Raw genomic sequence first — 16,011 nt, 5'->3', positions numbered from 1 at the left:
GTGTGCTGACCGAACGGACGGTCGGGGCGGCGGCGGAGCGGGGTCGGGCCCTACAGTGACGGCACCCCCGTGATCAAGGAGCGTGCCGTGTCCGAGCCGCCACAGACCCCAGACTCACCCAGACCCACCCCGGCGGCCGGTTCCGGAGCCGGCGACGTCCCCACCGACGTCACACCGCACCTGCTCGTCATGCCCGGCGTGGCGGGCGCGCCGCCCACGGTGCCGTGGCCCGGCCCGGAGGGGCAGCCCGCCTGGGCGATCCCGGTGATCGTGCCGCCCGGCACCCGCGGCTACGCGCTCTTCGTCCCGCTGTTGCCGGTGGCCGAGGGTGAGGCCACGTTCTCCGGACAGCCGCCCGCCCCGCGGGTGATCGTCCCCGCGCCGGGCGTGCCCACCCAGGCCGCCCCGCCGACCGTCGAGACCCCCACCCCGAACCGCGCGGCGGCGCTCCCGGCCGACCCCACCGCCGAGGCCGAGCCGGCACCGGCCACGAAGGCCGAGCCGGAACCCGAGGCCGCGCCCACGCCGGCGACGGCGACGGCCGCAACCCCGGCCGCCGGAGCAGCGGCGACCGGCCCGCAGGCGCCGCCGCCCACCGCGCCCACCGCGCCCGCCCCGGGCGCCCCACCGCCCGCCGCGGTCCCGGCCCGGCCGGCCGCCGCGCCGCCGTATCCACCCGGGATGCAGCCCTGGGGCGGCTACCCGGCTTCGCCCGGCTGGACGCCCCGGCCGCGGACCCCCCGGACCTCGTTCCTCGGCGCCCGCTGGCCGGGTCCCAAGCAGGCCACCGGCCGGGCGGTCCCGCTCGCGGTGCTGGCCGGCGCGCTCGGCACCGCGTTCTTCGTGCCGCTGAGCCAGGTCGGCATCGGCTGGTTCCTGGGCTGGCTCACGCTGACCCTCGGCGTGCTGGTCGCGGTGCGCCGGCGCACCGCCGAACTGCCCCGCGCGGAGCGGCTGATCCGCGGTGGGTGGGCGGCGGCTGCGCTGGTCCTGCTCGGCGTGCTGGCCTTCCGCAACGCCTGGTGGCTGGTGACGTTCTGCGTGCTCGGCGCGCTGGGCTGCGCCACCCTCGCGATCGTCGGCGGCCGGCTGGTCCGCTCGATCCTGTTCGGCCTGCTCGCCGCGCCGTTCGCGGCGTTCCGCGGCCTGCCCTGGGTGCGGCGGCACGTCACCGCCTCCCCGGAGGCCGGGACGGTCCGCAAGGTCACCGGCTCGGTGGTCGCCACCGTGCTGGTGCTGGTGGTCTTCGGCAGCCTGCTCTCCTCGGCCGACGCGGCCTTCTCCGAGGTGCTGAACGCCGTCGTGCCCGAGGTCAACGTCGGTACGGTGTTCCGCTGGATCTTCCTGGCCGCGGTCGGCGGGCTGATCGCCGTCGCGGCGGTCTACACCCTGGCCGCCCCGCCCGACCTGTCCACCGTGGATCGGCCGAGCACCCGCCGGCTCGGCGTGCTGGAGTGGGCGCCGGCCATCGGAGCGCTGACGCTGCTCTTCGTGGGCTTCGTGATCGTGCAGTTCACCGTGCTCTTCGGCGGCCAGCGGCACGTGCAGAAGGTCGCCGGGCTGAGCTACTCCGAGTACGCCCGCAGCGGTTTCTGGCAGCTCCTCTTCGTCACCCTGCTGACCCTGGCCGTGCTGGGCGGGGTGAGCCGCTGGGCCAGCGGCGAGCGGCCGGTCGAGCGCCACCTGCTGCGCGTCCTGCTGGGCCTGCTCAGCGTGCTCAGCGTGGTGATCGTGGTGTCGGCGCTGTCCCGGATGTGGACGTATCAGAAGGTCTACAGCTTCACCGGCGAGCGGATCTTCGTGATGGCGTTCGAACTGCTGCTCGGCGCGGTCTTCCTGATGATCCTGGCGGCGGGCGTGCGGTGGCAGGGCCGGTGGATCCCGGGCACCACGGTGGCGCTGGCCGTGGCCATGCTGCTCGGCCTCGCCGTGCTGAACCCCGAGGACTACGCGGCGAAGCGCAACATCCTCCGGTACGAGCAGACCGGCAAGATCGACGCCTGGTACCTGCGGGCGCTCTCCGCCGACGCCACGCCCGCGCTGACCGGGCTCCCCGACCCGGTCCGCCGCTGCACGCTGAGCTGGATCGCCGACGACCTCGAGGAGTCCGACCCCTGGTACGCCTGGAACCTGGGCCGGTACCGGGCCCGCCAGGCCCTCGACCGGGTCGGGCCGGACGCGATCGGTGGTCCGAAGGACTGCCGCCGGGCCGACCAGTTCGACCTGCCCAAGTCCCGCCGTACCCGGTGACGCCGCCGGCCGGGCCACAGCGTTCCGTGGCCCGGCCGGCGGCGCACCCGGCGCGTCCGCGAACGTTCACCGCCCCCTCACGTCAGGGCCACGACGGACACCGACCCCGCACCTACCTTCGGCTGCGCGAACGTCAACCGAGACAGCGGAGGTTTGCCATGTCCGTCCGTCAGCTCATGACGGTGCTGGCCGTCGGGGCGGTGCTGGCCGTGCCGACGGCCGCCCACGCGGCCCCGGTCACCGGCCCCGGCGTGCTGCCGCAGAAGACCCACTTCGACCTGCAGGCGCACCGGGGCGGGATCGGGCTGACCACCGAGGAGACCCTGGCCGGTTTCGCCAAGGCCATGCGCCTCGGCGTCACCACGCTGGAGCTGGACACCCAGGTCACCCGGGACGAGAAGGTGGTCGTCACGCACGACCGGCAGGTCAGCGCGCAGAAGTGCCGCGACACCGGCCCGGTGACCCCCGGCGACCCGCAGTACCCGTACGTGGGGAAGTACGTCAAGGACCTGACCCTGGCCCAGATCAGGACCATGGACTGCGGCTACCAGCAGCTGCCCGGCTTCCCGGAGCAGGAGCAGATCGCCGGGGTCCGGATGGCCGAGCTGCGGGACGTGCTGGGCCTGGTGAAGAGCTGGCGCGCCCACCAGATCACGCTGAACATCGAGACGAAGGTGGAGGCCGGGGCGCCTGAGCAGACCGCCCCCCGCGAGCTGTTCGTCCGCCGGGTCTTCGAGGAGATCCGCGCCTCGGGCATCGAGGACCAGGTCACCGTCCAGTCCTTCGACTGGGGCGCGCTGCGGGTGATGCACCGGCTCGCGCCGCGGTGGCCGCTGGTGGCGCTGACCAACTACGACTTCCTCCAGGTCGGCAGGCCCGGCGCCTCGCCCTGGCTGGGCGGCCTGGACGCGGACGACTTCGGTGGGGACTTCGTGCGGGCGGCCGCCGCGATCCCGGGCGTGACAACCCTGTCCCCCAACTACGGCTTCCCGCAGAACGGCACGGTCGCCGACCCGGCGTTCCGCTTCTACCCGGACCCGAAGATGATCGCCGACGCGCACGCCCGCGGCCTGAAGGTCGTGCCGTGGACCTGCGACGACCCGGCCACCGTGGCGGCGCTGATGGACCTGGGCGTCGACGGGATCATCACCAACTACCCGGACCGGGTCCGGCAGCTCATGGCCGAGCGCGGCATGCGCCTGCCGAAGGCGTACCAGCCGCGCTGAGTCCCGGTGGAGGCGTCCGTCCGGCGGGACGGACGCCTCCCTGGCTCGCCGGGTCAGGCTGGGCCGCCGCCGAATCCGATCTCGTTGCCGTCCGGGTCGCGGAAGATCGCCTTGCAGACGCCGTTGTCGTAGGTCTCCCGCTCGGCCGGCGTCAGGCCACGCTCGGCGATCTGCGCGAGGCGGGCGTCGAGGTCGTCGACGAAGACGGTGTGCATGGCGTGCCCGGCGTGCTCGGGCCGCACCTCGATGAACAGGTACCGGTGCTCGGCGAGCTCCCACACCGCCTCGGTGTCGTTCGGCAGGAACGCGGGCGGGGCGCCGAGGAGTCGCTCGTACCAGGCCGCCGCCACGCGGTAGTCGCGGACGGGCAGGCCCGCGAACAGATCTACGGTCATGCGCCCATGCTAGGGACCGGGTGAGGCCCCCACCGCACCGTCGAACTGGTGTAGAGAAGAGCCCGTGCCGCTGACGTTCCCCTCACACGCCGCGCTGCCGCTGCCGCTCAAGCTCTGGCGGCCCGGCTGGTTCGACGGGGTGGCCCTCGTCGTCGGCTCGGGCGCGCCGGACCTGGCGTACGCCCTCGACGGCTCGGGGCTGCCCGTGTTCCCGCTCTCCCACCAGCCAGCCGGGCTGGTGCTGTTCTGCCTGCCCGTGACGCTGCTCTGCGCGGCGCTCGTACGCCGGTCGGCGCCGGCCGTCGCCGCCCACCTGCCGTCCCGGCCCGCCGCGCTGGCCCTGCGCGACTACGGCCTGCTGGGCGTGTCCCGGCCCCGCCTGGCGGTCAGCGCCCTCTCGGCCGTGCTCGCGGCCGCGACCCACCAGGCGTGGGACCGGCTGACCGAGGACGCGCCGCTGTTCGACTGGGCCTCGACCGTGCTCGGCGCGCTGGGCGCGCTGGCCCTCGCCGGGCACATCGGGCGTCGCGGGCTGCTGCGGGCGTGGCACGGCGAGCCGCCGTCGGCTCCGGCGCGGCCCCGGCTGTTCTGGACCGTCGCGGTCGCGGTGACCGCCGCCGGGGCGCTGGTCGCCGCGCGGCTACCGGGCGCGTTCCTGCCGCACACCACCGGGGCCCGGCTGATCGGGGCGCTGGCACTCGGCCTGATGGCCGGCGCTGCCGCGACCGGACTGCTCGGAGCCCGCGGCCGTCATCCGCCGTCAGGGCAGCTGCGGATCGGCCAGCAGCACCACCCGATCCGCTGCCACGTCGAACCCCAGCACCGGATGCGGGTAGTCGCCCTCGGGAGACATCAGGACCGGTTTTCCGAGCCGACGGCCGATGACGGCGAGGAACCCACACAACAGGTCGAGCCGTTCCTGACCTTGCAACTCCCGCAGGTCGACGTCGAAGTCGATCTCGACCGCCGCGTACATGCGGAAGATCGCCAGGACTCCGGGGTCGGGCCACACCCGCAGGCTCGGCCACTCGGCGTCCGGCGGTCGGGCCAGCACGTCGGCTGCCGGCGGAAGCGGCAGGACCGTGTCACCCTCCGCGTATTCCCACGCCCAGCCCTGCGTATGGACAAGGTCGAACACCGCCTGCCAGTCCTCCACCGAAGCGCCTTCGACGCGCAGGTCCGGAAGGGAACCCATCAGGCCCGGGTCGAAGAAGTTCTTGACTTCCTCCCACACGAGGTCGGGCACCCCGTCATACTGCCGCGTTTCGGGCCGGCCGGTTGCCTACAGATGTGCTGAGACTTTGGGATTAGGCGGCAGCTACCGGTCCCTCGCCTTCCGCACCAGGACAACGACCCCGTACAAGACGGCAGCGGCAAGACCACCGATCAGAGCACCCCCGAGAGCGCCCCCGGTGCGGGAGCCGTCCGCGATCGAGTCCAGCGCGATGTGAGTGAATGTCATGGACGGCAGGGTACTGAAGCGGATCAGTTGTTGAGGCCCCTCGGTGGGGCCGTGGGCTTGCCTCCTGCGGCGCTCGCAACACCGCCGGCCGGCCCAACTGGCCCGGCCCCATGACGCGCATTGAAATGACAAACGCCCTGGTGAGGATCATCTCCCTCACCAAGGCGTTTCGCTAAGGGTGGAGCCGAGGGGACTCGAACCCCTGACCCCCACACTGCCAGTGTGGTGCGCTACCAGCTGCGCCACGGCCCCTTGCGGTCGTCCCCGGTCGCCCGGGCACGGAGAGAACTATACACACGCCGGTCGGCATGGTCATCTCGCGGGGGTCCCCCGGCCGGTGCCTCAGTTCAGGGCCACATCCGGCGGGAAGTGGGCGACCGCCGCCATCATGCCGCCCTGCCGGCGCAGCACCATCGGCCAGAGATCGTCCGGGCGGTCGACGAACGCGTCGCCGGGGAGGGCGTCGAGCACGAACCAGGACCCGTCCTCGATCTCCCGCTCCAGCTGCCCGGCGCCCCAGCCGGAGTAGCCGGCGAAGACCCGGATCCCGCCGACGGCGTCGCGCAGCTTCTCCGGGTCGACCGAGAGGTCGACGGTGCCGACCGCGCCGGAGACCCGGTGGAAGCCCTTCACCGGCTTGATCGGGTGGCGCATCCGGGCCAGGCAGATCGCCGAGTCGGGCTGCACCGGGCCGCCCTCGAAGAGCACCGCGGGGTGTCGGGCCAGGTCGCTCCAGTCGCCCAGGACGTCGGCCACCGGGACCTCGGTGGCCCGGTTCAGCACCACGCCGAGGGCCCCGCCGGCCTCGTGCGCGACCAGCAGCACGACCGTGCGGTCGAAGTTCGGGTCCTTCAGCGCAGGCGTCGCGACCAGCAGCCGCCCGGTCATGGAATCCATGGCTCGGCCACCGATCGCCTGTCCCTCACCCTGCATGTCCGACACCCGTCAGCCGTACGCCGCGACCAGCCGCGCTGTCAACGCCATGCAAGGCACCATAGCCTGCGGTCCGCCCGGTGGCTAAGGTCTGACCGGCGGGTGATCGCGACGGATCGAGGGAGGGCCGAATGGCGGCTACGGCCGAACTGGCGGTGATCGGCGGGTCGGGTCTCTACGCCCTGCTCGACGGGGCCACCGAGCACGTGCTGGAGACGCCGTACGGCGCGCCGTCGGACCCGGTCACCATCGCCGAGGTGGGCGGCCGGCGGGTGGCGTTCCTGCCCCGGCACGGGCGCGACCACCGCTACCCGCCGCACCTGATCCCCTACCGGGCCAACCTCTGGGCGCTGCGCTCCCTGGGCGTACGCCAGGTGCTGGCGCCGTGCGCGGTCGGCGGGCTCCGGCCCGAGCTGGGCCCGGGCACGTTCGTGGTGCCGGACCAGCTCATCGACCGCACCAGCGGGCGGGACCAGACCTACTACGACCACGGCGCGGTGCACGTGTCGTTCGCCGACCCGTACTGCCCGGCCGGGCGGCGGACGCTGCTCGACGCGGCGGCGGGACGGGGCGTGCCGGCGGTGGACGGCGGGACGGTCGTGGTGGTCGAGGGCCCACGGTTCTCCACCCGGGCGGAGTCGCGCTGGTTCGCCTCGATCGGCGGCACGGTGGTCAACATGACCGGCCACCCCGAGGCGGTGCTCGCCCGCGAGCTGGCCCTCTGCTACACCTCGATCGCCCTGGTCACCGACCTGGACGCGGGCGTCGAGGCGGGCGGGTCGGTCACCCAGGAGGAGGTCTTCCGGGTCTTCGCGGAGAACACCGACCGGCTGCGCGGCGTGCTCCTGGACGCGGTCGCGGCGCTGCCCGCCGAGCGGGACTGCCGGTGCGGGCAGGCGCTGGACGGGATCAAGCTCCCGTTTCCGCTGCCCTGAGCGCCGGGAAGCGCCCGAAAAGTCGACCTCGGCCCGATAGATTCGGCTGGTCGGGGAACTGATCACCGGGCCGTCTCCGGCAGGTGCGGGGGACGGGAGGCAGCCGGCCATGGCAACGGTCCGCGACACGACCTACGACCTGCTCCACGCGCTGGGCCTGACCACCGTCTTCGGTAATCCCGGCTCCACCGAGGAGCCTTTCCTCCAGGACTTCCCGGCCGACTTCCGCTACGTGCACGCGCTGCAGGAGGCCTCGGCGATGGCCATGGCCGACGGCTACGCGCAGGCCACCGGCCGTCCCGCGCACGTGAACCTGCACACCGCCCCGGGCACCGGCAACGGCATGGGCAACCTGGTCACCGCCTGGCACAACAAGACGCCGCTGATCGTCACCGCCGGCCAGCAGAGCCGGCAGATGCTGCTGATCGAGCCCCGGCTGGCCAGCCCCCGGGCCGTCGAGCTGACCCAGCCGTACGTGAAGTGGGCGCACGAGCCGACCCGCGCGCAGGACATCCCGGCGGCCTTCATGCGGGCGTACGCCTCGGCGGTGCAGCCCCCGGCCGGGCCGGTCTTCCTCTCCCTGCCCATGGACGACTGGGACCGGCCGGCCGACCCGCCGCCGCAGGTGCGGACGGTGGCCACCCGGATCGCGCCGGACCCGGACCGGCTGCGTGGCTTCGCCGCCACGCTGGCCGCCGCCCGCGCCCCGGCGCTGGTGCTCGGCGCCGCGGTGGACCGGGCCGACGCCTGGCCGGCCGCCGTGGCGCTGGCCGAACGGCTGGCCGCGCCGGTCTGGGCCGCGCCGGCGCCGGAACGGGCCGTCTTCCCCGAGGACCACCCGCAGTTCCGGGGCGTCCTGCCGTACGCGATCGGCCCCCTGGCCGAGACGTTGGGCGGCCACGACACGGTGCTGGTGGTCGGCGCTCCGGTTTTCCGCTACTACCCGTACGTGCCGGGCGACTACCTGCCCGGCGACGCCCGGCTGCTGCACGTCACCGACGACCCGGACGAGGCGGCCCGGGCCCCGGTCGGCGAGAGCCTGCTCGGTGACCCCGGGCTGGCCATGAACGGGCTGGTGGAGCTGCTGCCGCCGACGGACCGGTCCGCACCGCCGGCCCGGGACGACCCGGCGCCGGCCGAGCCGGCCGACCCGCCGAGCGCGGACGCCGTCTTCGCCGCGCTGGCCGCGTGGTGGCCGGCCGACGGGGTGCTGGTGCAGGAGTCACCGTCGAACCTGGCCGCCCTGCGCCGCCGGCTGCGCGTCAGCCGGCCCCGGTCGTACTTCACGATGGCCAGCGGCGGTCTGGGCTTCGGCCTGCCGGCGGCGGTGGGCATCGCGCTGGCCGAACGGGACACCGGGCGCGGCCGGCCGGTGGTCGCGGTGGTCGGCGACGGCTCGTTCCACTACTCGGTGCAGGCGTTGTGGACCGCCGCGCGGCTCGGCCTGCCGCTTCCCGTCGTGGTCCCGGTCAACCAGCAGTACGCGATCCTCAAGGCGTTCGCGGACCTGAAGCACACGCCCGGGGTGCCGGCGCTGGACCTGCCCGGGCTGGACGTCGCCGCGGTGGCGCGCGGCTACGGCTGCGCGGCCGAGGTGGTGGAGTCGCCGGACCGGCTCGGCCCGGCGCTGGACGCGGCGCTCGCCGCCGACCGGCCGACCGTGCTGCCGGTGCCGATCAGCACCGACGTGCCGCGGATCCTTTAGCGGTCAGCGGCGCACGACGAGCGGCGTGCCGCTGGCCACGTCAAGCACCGTCCGGTCGCCGAGGGGCGCCTTCAGCGTGACGCTCACCGGCTTCATCACGAGCTGCATCGTGCACGGACCGGTCGAGCGGACCACCCCGGCGCCGAGGACCACCACGTCGTCCCGCTCCAGCACCAGCGGGGTCGGTTCCCCGTCGCAGGCACCCGTGCCGACCCGGTAGTCGACCCGGTTGCCGGTGACCGCCCGCAGATCCAGGGCCGCCACGAAACCGTCGTCCACCGGGCGGCTCGGCGCGGCCCCCTCCGGCGCGCTCCCGATCGCGCTCGGCGCGACGGCGAGGCGGGCCACCGGCACCCGGAGCCCCTCCACGGTGAACAGCCAGGCCGGCACCGTGGCCTCGCCCCGGCTGGTCCGCACCGAAGCGCTGCCCAGCGTCACTCCGGTGACCGTCAGCGGCACGCACGGGGTGGCCGCCTCGGTGGCGACCGGCCCGTCCGGGCCGGGCTCGATGGTGGGGCCACCCTTGGGCCGCGGCGCCGGCGCCATCGGCCGCCCGTCGCACGGCGGCGGGTCGCCCTGGTCCAACTGGGCGTACGCCTCGGCGCCGCTGACCAGCGGGACGCGCAGGGTGCCGTCCGGGAAGCGGATCGTCCCGTCGGCGGGGCGGGCCGCCGGCAGCTCGACCTGGTCCCGGTACCAGCCGTTGAGGAAGGCCTGCTTCGTCTCGTCGGTGAAGCCGGGGTCGCCGGCCAGCACGGTGGCCTCGCCGAGCGGGACGTACCCGCTGCGCCAGGCAGGGCCGGGGCGCCACGCGTCGGCCACCTCGGTGGCCCGCCGGCCGAACGCCTCCCAGCGGTGGTCGGGGCCGGAGACCGCCGGACCGCTCGGGTCGGCGGCCGGCGGGCCGGCCGGGTCGGCGCCGGGCGCAGCGCAGCCGGCCACGACCAGGAGCGGCAGCCCGAGCAGGGCGAGAGAGCGACGCATGCCGGTTGGACGCGACGCCTCCCCGGCAGGTTCCCCGGTCAGTCCTCCCCGCCCAGGTCGGCCTGGTACGCCTCCCAGAGCAGGTCCGCGCCGCGCTGCCGGTGCCGGTCGAGCGCCCGGAGCAGGTTCCGGGCCTGCTCCCGCAACTCCTCGGCGGGCACCGCGGGGAGCCGCGCCGCGTGCTGGAGCGCGGCGATCGCCGCCGCGATGGCGGCGTGCTCGCCGGCCAGCAGGCGTACGCCCCGGTCCAGGCGGGGCGCCTGGTGGAGCAGTTCGGCGTAGAGGCCGGCCGGGCCCTCGGTGGCCCGGACGTGCTCGGCGAAACCGTGGCCGAGTGGGCCGAGCCGGCCGATCAGGTGCTCCCGCCAACGCGGCTCGGCCGGCGCCGAGGTGAGCGCCCGGGCGAGGGCGCGCAGGTCGCCGGGGAGGGCGGGCCGGGGCCGGGGCACCGCGGTGACGGTGGACGGCTGCTGAATCGGACTGGTGACCATGGGCACCTCCCGCACTGCTGCGCTACCGCGTACAGCGATGGTGAACCCGGGTTCCCGACCTGTCCAGAAGGGGCGGGCGCCTCATCTGCCCCAGCGGCCCCTGCTGTCCCAGCAGCCCCTAAAGCCCCAGCGGATTGCCCGCCATGGTGCGCAGTTGACCCGCGAGGGCGTGCGCGTCTGCGTCCCGGCCCTGGTCCGGCCGGCCCGCGGTGATCGCGTCGGCGAGCGCCCGCAGCTCGTACGGGGGCAGGTTGCCCAGCCCGGGGCCCCGCAACGGGATGGTGACCCGCCGGCCGCTGTCCCGGTCCCGCGCGATCAGCGTCGGCACCCGCACCACCCCGTCGTCCCCGACCCGCTGGGCGAACGCGCCGCCGCGCACCTCGGCGGTGGCCAGGTCGACGGTGGCCAGGTCGACGGTGCGGGTGCCGAGCGCGCCACGGACCGAGGCCCGGGTCCCGTCCAGCCAGGCGGCCGCGCGCAGCACCCGCAGCACGAGGTAGAGCCCGAGCAGCAGGAACGGCAGCCCGCAGAGTCCGGCGTAGCGCAACGGCGCGGGCGCGGCCGTGGCGCCGTCGTGCAGGTCGGGTGGAAGCAGATCGGGCGGCAGGTCCCGGACGTCCTCGTACGAGGGGACCGGGTCGCCGAAGCCGGTGACCCGGCGCAGCAGACCGTCGGCGACCACCGGCAGCAGCACGAAGGCCGCGCCGAAGGCGCTCAGCAGGACACCCACCACGGCGGCCACGGCGCGCTGGCCGGACGCCGCGCCGACGGAGAGTCGGATCCGCTCGTTGGTCACAGGCGGCAGCCTAGAGCGCCGGCACAACGGGCCTGGACACGACTGTGCGCCCCGGTCCGGGTGGACCGGGGCGCACAGGTCAGGTGGTGGAGGTGCCGGGAATCGAACCCGGGTCCTTCGCCGCCTTGTCAGGGCTTCTCCGAGCGCAGCTCGCTGTGCCTCTACTCGGCCCCACCGATCACGCGAGCGAGTCGGTGTGACGGGCCCAGTCGCTGATTAATCTCGCCGCACGGACCCCGCGACCGGGTCCGGTTGGCCAGCCTTCTAGCTGATGCCGGCTAACTGGGTCGAAGGCGCTCCCAGGCCGACAGACTTGCTACTCGCCTCAGGCGGCGAGAGCGAAGTCAGCGCGATTGTTCTTGGCGCTTATTGGTTTCCGACGAACGATTCTCGAGACGACGTCGGCTTCCTCGGCTCGCTTCCCCTGCCGCAACGTACGAAGTCGAAACCAGTCACCCCCTCGACGGGCTGCCCCTGTCGGCAGCATCACCAAGCCTAACGCCTGGCGCAACCGGATTCATTCCGAGGCCCGCCCCAAGGTGGGACCCGGACAAACCGGAAGTTTCACTCACTCATGCCCTTGCCACGCCGGCCCACCACCCGGGCGATCTCCCGGTCGGCGTCCCGCTTGGCCAGGTCCTGACGCTTGTCGTACGACTTCTTACCCCGGGCCAGGCCGATCTCCACCTTCGCCCAGCCGTCGGAGAAGTAGACCTGCAACGGCACCATGGTGAGCCCGCTCTCCTTGGTCTTGCCGATCAGCCGGTCGATCTCCAGCCGCTTGAGCAGCAGCTTCCGGGTCCGCCGGGGCTCGTGGTTGGTCCAGGTGCCCTGGGTGTACTCCGGGATGTGCATGCCGTGCAGGTAGAGCTCGCCGTCACGTTCCTGGGCGAACGCGTCGACCAGCGACGCCCGCCCGGCCCGCAGCGACTTGACCTCGGTGCCGGTCAGCGACATGCCCGCCTCGTACGTGTCGAGGATGGCGTAGTCGTGCCGCGCCTTCTTGTTGGAGGCGACCACCTTGCGACCCTTTTCCCGTGGCATCGGCGCCACCTCCTTCCCGGTCCGTCCACGGCCACCCACCGGCCGCGGAGCGAGATCATGCTACCCAATGACAAGGACCCTCCCGCGCCGATTATTTCCGGCGCGGGAGGGCCCTCGGAGAGCCGTACGGCGAGAACTAGACCCGCAGGTAGAAGCGGAGCGTGACCCAGGCGGTGACGGCGCTGACCAGGCCACCGACGGCGGCCATCAGCGGGAACGTCAGGAAGATCTCGGACCAGGAGATCGGGGTGATCAGGCCCTCCAGGGCCGCCATCGAACTCCCCGCCGCAAGCGTCTTCAAGGCGATCAACGCGACCAGGCCGAGGAGCGAGCCGATCAGACCGGCGACCACCGCCTCCAGCACGAACGGCGCCTGGATGAACCAGTTGGAGGCGCCGACCAGCTTCATGACCGCGACCTCACGCCGCTTGCTGTACGCGGCCACCTGGATGGTGTTGGCGACCAGCAGCAGGGCAGCGATCGCCATCACGATCGCGACGGCGAGCGCGCCGTTCTGGAACCCGGTCAGCACGCCGAAGACCTTGTCGAGCAGCTTGCTCTGGTCGACGATCGTGTCGATGCCCTCGGAGGTCTTGTACTCGTCGTAGATCTTCTTGTACTGCTCCGGGTTGTTCAGCGTGAGCCGGAAGGACTCCGGGAGCTGGTCCGGCTTGACCGCGTTCACCAGGTCCGGCGCGTCGGCGTACATCTGCTGGAAGCGCTTGTACGCCTCGTCCTTGTTGACGTACGTGACCTCCTTGACCATCGGGTCGGCCTTGAGCTTCGTCTCGAGGTCGGTCCGCTGCTGTTCGTTGACGTCGGTCTTGAGGAAGATCGAGACCTGGACGTTCTCGTAGTAGAGGTCCTTCATGTCGCCGACCTTCTGGTACAGAAGGCCACTGCCGCCCAGCATGAACAGCGACACCGCCAAGGTGATGATCATGGCGAGGGTCATGGTGACGTTGCGCCACAGTCCGACCAGTACCTCGGTCAGGACGTACTTCATCCGCATCGGGATATTCCTCCGGCTCTCCGGCGTGAGGTGTTCGTCGTCAGGGTCTGCGAGTCGTCAGCGGCTCAGCCGTAGACGCCGCGGGCCTGGTCGCGCACGATGCGGCCGCTCTCGATCTCTACGACGCGGCGGCGCATCTGGTTCACGATGTTGGAGTCGTGCGTGACCATCACGACGGTCGTGCCGGTGCGGTTGATCCGGTCCAGCAGGCGCATGATCTCGATCGAGGTGTCCGGGTCCAGGTTTCCGGTGGGCTCGTCCGCCAGCAGGATCAGCGGCCGGTTCACGAACGCCCGGGCCACCGCGACCCGCTGCTGCTCGCCACCGGACAGCTCGTGGGGGTAGCGGTGCTCCTTCCCACCGAGACCGACCAGCTCCAGCACCTCGGGGACGACCCGGCGGGCGACCGCCTTGGTTTTGCCGATCACCTCCAGCGCGAAGGCCACGTTCTCGTAGGCCGTGCGGTTCGGCAGGAGACGGAAGTCCTGGAAGACGCAGCCGATGGAACGCCGGAAGTGGGGTCGCTTCCAGGAACGCATCGACGTGACGTCCTTGCCGTTGACGACGACCCGCCCCTTGTTGGGGGTGACCTCGTGCAGCAGCAGTTTGATGATCGTGGACTTGCCGGAGCCGGATGGACCGATGAAGAAGACGAACTCGCCCTTCTCGATCGAGACGGACACGTTGTCGAGCGAAGGCCGGGACGCCTTCGGGTACGTCTTCGTCACTTGCTCAAGCTGAATCACGGGTCGAGAGTCTACGCGGTGTAACCGGAGAGCCAAGCCCCCAGGCCCTTGGAAGCGCTTCGCGTCGTCGATTCAGCCGGTCAGACAGAGATCGATGACGCACTGCGTCCGAGGTCGATCACGCACCGTCAGCGATGAGCTGCTGCTGCTTCCGCCAGCGGATACCCGCCTCGATGAAGCTGTCCAGCTCGCCGTCGAAGACCGCGGACGGATTGCCCGTCTCCTGCTCGGTCCGGAGATCCTTCACCATCTGATAAGGGTGCAGAACGTACGAGCGCATCTGGTCGCCCCAGGAGCCGGCGGCGTCGGTCTTCAGGCCCTGGAGCTTGGCCTGCTCCTCCTGCCGCTTGCGCTCCAGCAGCCGGGCCTGGAGCACCCGCAGCGCCGAGGCCTTGTTCTGCAGCTGGGACTTCTCGTTCTGGCAGGTGACCACGATGCCGGTCGGGATGTGGGTGATCCGGACCGCGGAGTCGGTGGTGTTGACGCTCTGCCCGCCCGGGCCGGAGGAGCGGTAGACGTCGATCCGCATCTCGTTCTCAGGGATCTCGATGTGGTCGGTCTGCTCCACCACCGGCAGCACCTCGACGCCGGCGAAGCTGGTCTGCCGGCGACCCTGGTTGTCGAACGGGCTGATCCGGACCAACCGGTGGGTGCCGGACTCGACGCTGAGCGTGCCGAAGGCGTAGGGCACCTTGACCGTGAAGGTGGCCGACTTGAGGCCCGCCTCCTCGGCGTACGAGGTCTCGTAGACCTCGGTCGGGTAGCCGTGCCGCTCGGCCCAGCGCAGGTACATCCGGAGCAGCATCTCGGCGAAGTCCGCCGCGTCCACGCCGCCGGCGCCGGCCCGGATGGCGACCAGCGCCTCCCGGGAGTCGTACTCGCCGGAGAGCAGGGTGCGGACCTCCATCTCCTGGATGGCCTTGGTCAGCCCGGTGATCTCCGACTCGACCTCGGAGAGCGTGCCGGAGTCGGACTCGGCCTGGGCCAGCTCCAGGAGCACCCCGGCGTCGTCGAGCCGGGAGCGGAGGGTGCCGAGCTTGGAGATCTCGCCGTTGACGTACGACAGCTGCGAGGTCACCTGCTGCGCCTTGGCCTGGTCGTCCCACAGGTCCGGCGCGGAGGCCTCCTGCTCCAGGCGGGCCTTCTGCTCGCGCAGCTTGTCGAGGTCGAGCACGGCTTCGATGTTGCGCAGGGTGGCGTCGAGTTCCTTGAGCTGTTCGGCGTAATCGGCAGCGGTCACGACAGACAAGCCTACTGCGCGGGTGACGAGTGAGCTTGCGAGCCCCGCGGTCACGTGCGAAAAGTCAGCACCGCCTGTGCTGGCCGGGCCGGCGCGGGTGGTCAGCCGACGGGGGCGCTCTTGAGCCAGGACAGCGCGGCCCGGTGGTAGGCGACGGCGAACTCGAGCGCGCTGGCGTCGTAGTTGTCGCCTTCCTTCTTGGCGTTCTTGACCTGCTCACGCACCGCCGCCAGGGCCTCGGTGTGGTACTCGTTCGCCGAGGCGTACAGGTTCTTGAGCTGGCTCGCCGAGTGCAGGTTGCCGAAGGCGATCCGTAGCGCGATCGGGTTACGGATGGTGTCCCGGCCGGGGTTCTCGGCCAGCCAGCGGGAGAATGTCCGTTTTCCGGCCGCCGTGATCGCGTACGGCTGGCTCAACCGCGGCCCGGGCTTACCGAGCCGCACCATACCCTTCTCGGCCAGGACGGGTAGCTCCCGGTAGACCTGGCTGCGGGTCATCGACCAGTACGGCGCCAGCCGGCGCTCGGCGGCGGCCATCAGCTGGCCGCCTGTCATCGGGCCGTCGTGCAGCAGGCCCAGCAGGGCCGCCGCCGTCGGGTTGACTCCGGATTCCGCCATGCCCTCTAAGCTGCCACTTTGTCGGAGCTGGCGTCCAGGATTTGCCGTTTTCGCCACCCGTTGGGTCGTCCGATGTGCACTGTCGGCCGACGACAGTCCGCCGGGGACTTCCGGAGCCTCCCCCGGCCGGCCGGTCGCCGGTGACGCAGGGTGCGCCACCGGCGACCGAAAAGCA

The 16,011-nt window shown here is 72.5% G+C and carries 15 protein-coding genes, 1 tRNA gene, 1 other RNA gene and 1 pseudogene; 5 read left to right on the top strand and 13 right to left on the bottom strand.

The features are described from left to right. The first annotated feature begins 87 nt into the window (after nucleotides 1–87). Together AC0OLQ_RS06335 and AC0OLQ_RS06330 are read left to right on the top strand one after the other, a co-directional pair. A complete protein-coding gene (locus AC0OLQ_RS06335; protein ID WP_484530562.1) occupies nucleotides 88–2,250 on the top strand; it encodes a DUF4153 domain-containing protein in 2,163 nt (720 codons plus the stop codon). A gap of 158 nt (nucleotides 2,251–2,408) precedes the next feature. Beyond that, entirely contained in the window at nucleotides 2,409–3,476 is a 1,068-nt protein-coding gene (locus AC0OLQ_RS06330; RefSeq protein ID WP_484530561.1) for a glycerophosphodiester phosphodiesterase family protein, read from the top strand. A gap of 53 nt (nucleotides 3,477–3,529) precedes the next feature. Here the strand turns inward: AC0OLQ_RS06330 and AC0OLQ_RS06325 are convergent, their stop codons facing one another. After that, entirely contained in the window at nucleotides 3,530–3,871 is a 342-nt protein-coding gene (locus AC0OLQ_RS06325) for a VOC family protein (protein ID WP_484530560.1), read from the bottom strand. Between the two features lie 64 nt (nucleotides 3,872–3,935). Between AC0OLQ_RS06325 and AC0OLQ_RS06320 the strand changes: the two are divergent. Further along, nucleotides 3,936–4,316 (top strand): annotated as a pseudogene (locus AC0OLQ_RS06320) (DUF4184 family protein); the annotation flags it as partial. 315 nt (nucleotides 4,317–4,631) lie between these two features. Here the strand turns inward: AC0OLQ_RS06320 and AC0OLQ_RS06315 are convergent. The 3 genes from AC0OLQ_RS06315 to AC0OLQ_RS06305 form a co-directional block, all read right to left on the bottom strand. Then, a complete protein-coding gene (locus AC0OLQ_RS06315; RefSeq protein WP_484532284.1) occupies nucleotides 4,632–5,117 on the bottom strand; it encodes a hypothetical protein in 486 nt (161 codons plus the stop codon). A 395-nt stretch (nucleotides 5,118–5,512) separates the two neighbouring features. Continuing rightward, a tRNA-Ala gene (locus AC0OLQ_RS06310) sits at nucleotides 5,513–5,585 on the bottom strand. 90 nt (nucleotides 5,586–5,675) lie between these two features. Further along, a complete protein-coding gene (locus AC0OLQ_RS06305) occupies nucleotides 5,676–6,266 on the bottom strand; it encodes a YqgE/AlgH family protein (protein WP_357337517.1) in 591 nt (196 codons plus the stop codon). A 131-nt stretch (nucleotides 6,267–6,397) separates the two neighbouring features. On the opposite strand from AC0OLQ_RS06305, the gene AC0OLQ_RS06300 reads away from it, so the two are divergent. Together AC0OLQ_RS06300 and mdlC are read left to right on the top strand one after the other, a co-directional pair. Further along, the gene (locus tag AC0OLQ_RS06300; RefSeq protein ID WP_484530559.1) at nucleotides 6,398–7,201 is read left to right on the top strand and encodes an S-methyl-5'-thioadenosine phosphorylase; all 804 of its coding nucleotides are present in this window, start codon (nucleotides 6,398–6,400) and stop codon (nucleotides 7,199–7,201) included. A gap of 109 nt (nucleotides 7,202–7,310) precedes the next feature. Next, nucleotides 7,311–8,906, top strand: coding sequence for a benzoylformate decarboxylase (gene mdlC / locus AC0OLQ_RS06295; RefSeq protein ID WP_484530558.1), 1,596 nt, complete (start codon nucleotides 7,311–7,313; stop codon nucleotides 8,904–8,906). Between the two features lie 3 nt (nucleotides 8,907–8,909). On the opposite strand, the gene AC0OLQ_RS06290 is transcribed toward mdlC, so the two are convergent. The 9 genes from AC0OLQ_RS06290 to AC0OLQ_RS06250 form a co-directional block, all read right to left on the bottom strand. Then, nucleotides 8,910–9,890 carry a hypothetical protein gene (locus AC0OLQ_RS06290; RefSeq protein WP_484530557.1) on the bottom strand — a complete coding sequence of 327 codons (981 nt, stop codon included), beginning with the start codon at nucleotides 9,888–9,890 and terminating at the stop codon, nucleotides 8,910–8,912. Between the two features lie 38 nt (nucleotides 9,891–9,928). Continuing rightward, the gene (locus tag AC0OLQ_RS06285; RefSeq protein ID WP_484530556.1) at nucleotides 9,929–10,381 is read right to left on the bottom strand and encodes a hypothetical protein; all 453 of its coding nucleotides are present in this window, start codon (nucleotides 10,379–10,381) and stop codon (nucleotides 9,929–9,931) included. Between the two features lie 118 nt (nucleotides 10,382–10,499). Next, nucleotides 10,500–11,177, bottom strand: coding sequence for a hypothetical protein (locus AC0OLQ_RS06280; protein WP_484530555.1), 678 nt, complete (start codon nucleotides 11,175–11,177; stop codon nucleotides 10,500–10,502). An 84-nt stretch (nucleotides 11,178–11,261) separates the two neighbouring features. Beyond that, nucleotides 11,262–11,637: a transfer-messenger RNA gene (gene ssrA / locus AC0OLQ_RS06275) on the bottom strand. Between the two features lie 104 nt (nucleotides 11,638–11,741). Next, nucleotides 11,742–12,221 carry an SsrA-binding protein SmpB gene (gene smpB / locus AC0OLQ_RS06270; protein ID WP_148431525.1) on the bottom strand — a complete coding sequence of 160 codons (480 nt, stop codon included), beginning with the start codon at nucleotides 12,219–12,221 and terminating at the stop codon, nucleotides 11,742–11,744. Between the two features lie 136 nt (nucleotides 12,222–12,357). Further along, a complete protein-coding gene (ftsX, locus tag AC0OLQ_RS06265; RefSeq protein ID WP_484530554.1) occupies nucleotides 12,358–13,233 on the bottom strand; it encodes a permease-like cell division protein FtsX in 876 nt (291 codons plus the stop codon). A gap of 65 nt (nucleotides 13,234–13,298) precedes the next feature. Further along, entirely contained in the window at nucleotides 13,299–13,979 is a 681-nt protein-coding gene (ftsE, locus tag AC0OLQ_RS06260; RefSeq protein ID WP_262286553.1) for a cell division ATP-binding protein FtsE, read from the bottom strand. Between the two features lie 118 nt (nucleotides 13,980–14,097). Continuing rightward, entirely contained in the window at nucleotides 14,098–15,219 is a 1,122-nt protein-coding gene (gene prfB / locus AC0OLQ_RS06255; RefSeq protein WP_357337484.1) for a peptide chain release factor 2, read from the bottom strand. A 101-nt stretch (nucleotides 15,220–15,320) separates the two neighbouring features. Next, nucleotides 15,321–15,836 (bottom strand): PadR family transcriptional regulator, encoded by a 516-nt coding sequence (locus AC0OLQ_RS06250; protein WP_484530553.1) that lies wholly within the window; start codon nucleotides 15,834–15,836, stop codon nucleotides 15,321–15,323. Between the last annotated feature and the right edge of the window lie 175 nt (nucleotides 15,837–16,011).

Source organism: Micromonospora sp. Utrum1, from assembly GCF_057197805.1.
The sequence above is the reverse complement of the archived record's forward strand: the minus strand, read 5'-3'. Positions and strand labels throughout refer to the sequence as shown.

Excerpts from the sequence above, each read along its gene's own strand:
- AC0OLQ_RS06290 (WP_484530557.1), bottom strand. The coding sequence starts at position 9,890 with ATGCGTCGCTCTCTCGCCCTGCTCGGGCTGCCGCTCCTGGTCGTGGCC.
- mdlC (WP_484530558.1), top strand. The coding sequence starts at position 7,311 with ATGGCAACGGTCCGCGACACGACCTACGACCTGCTCCACGCGCTGGGC.
- AC0OLQ_RS06285 (WP_484530556.1), bottom strand. The coding sequence starts at position 10,381 with ATGGTCACCAGTCCGATTCAGCAGCCGTCCACCGTCACCGCGGTGCCC.
- AC0OLQ_RS06305 (WP_357337517.1), bottom strand. The coding sequence starts at position 6,266 with ATGCAGGGTGAGGGACAGGCGATCGGTGGCCGAGCCATGGATTCCATG.
- smpB (WP_148431525.1), bottom strand. The coding sequence starts at position 12,221 with ATGCCACGGGAAAAGGGTCGCAAGGTGGTCGCCTCCAACAAGAAGGCG.
- AC0OLQ_RS06325 (WP_484530560.1), bottom strand. The coding sequence starts at position 3,871 with ATGACCGTAGATCTGTTCGCGGGCCTGCCCGTCCGCGACTACCGCGTG.
- AC0OLQ_RS06250 (WP_484530553.1), bottom strand. The coding sequence starts at position 15,836 with ATGGCGGAATCCGGAGTCAACCCGACGGCGGCGGCCCTGCTGGGCCTG.
- ftsX (WP_484530554.1), bottom strand. The coding sequence starts at position 13,233 with ATGCGGATGAAGTACGTCCTGACCGAGGTACTGGTCGGACTGTGGCGC.
- AC0OLQ_RS06330 (WP_484530561.1), top strand. The coding sequence starts at position 2,409 with ATGTCCGTCCGTCAGCTCATGACGGTGCTGGCCGTCGGGGCGGTGCTG.
- AC0OLQ_RS06300 (WP_484530559.1), top strand. The coding sequence starts at position 6,398 with ATGGCGGCTACGGCCGAACTGGCGGTGATCGGCGGGTCGGGTCTCTAC.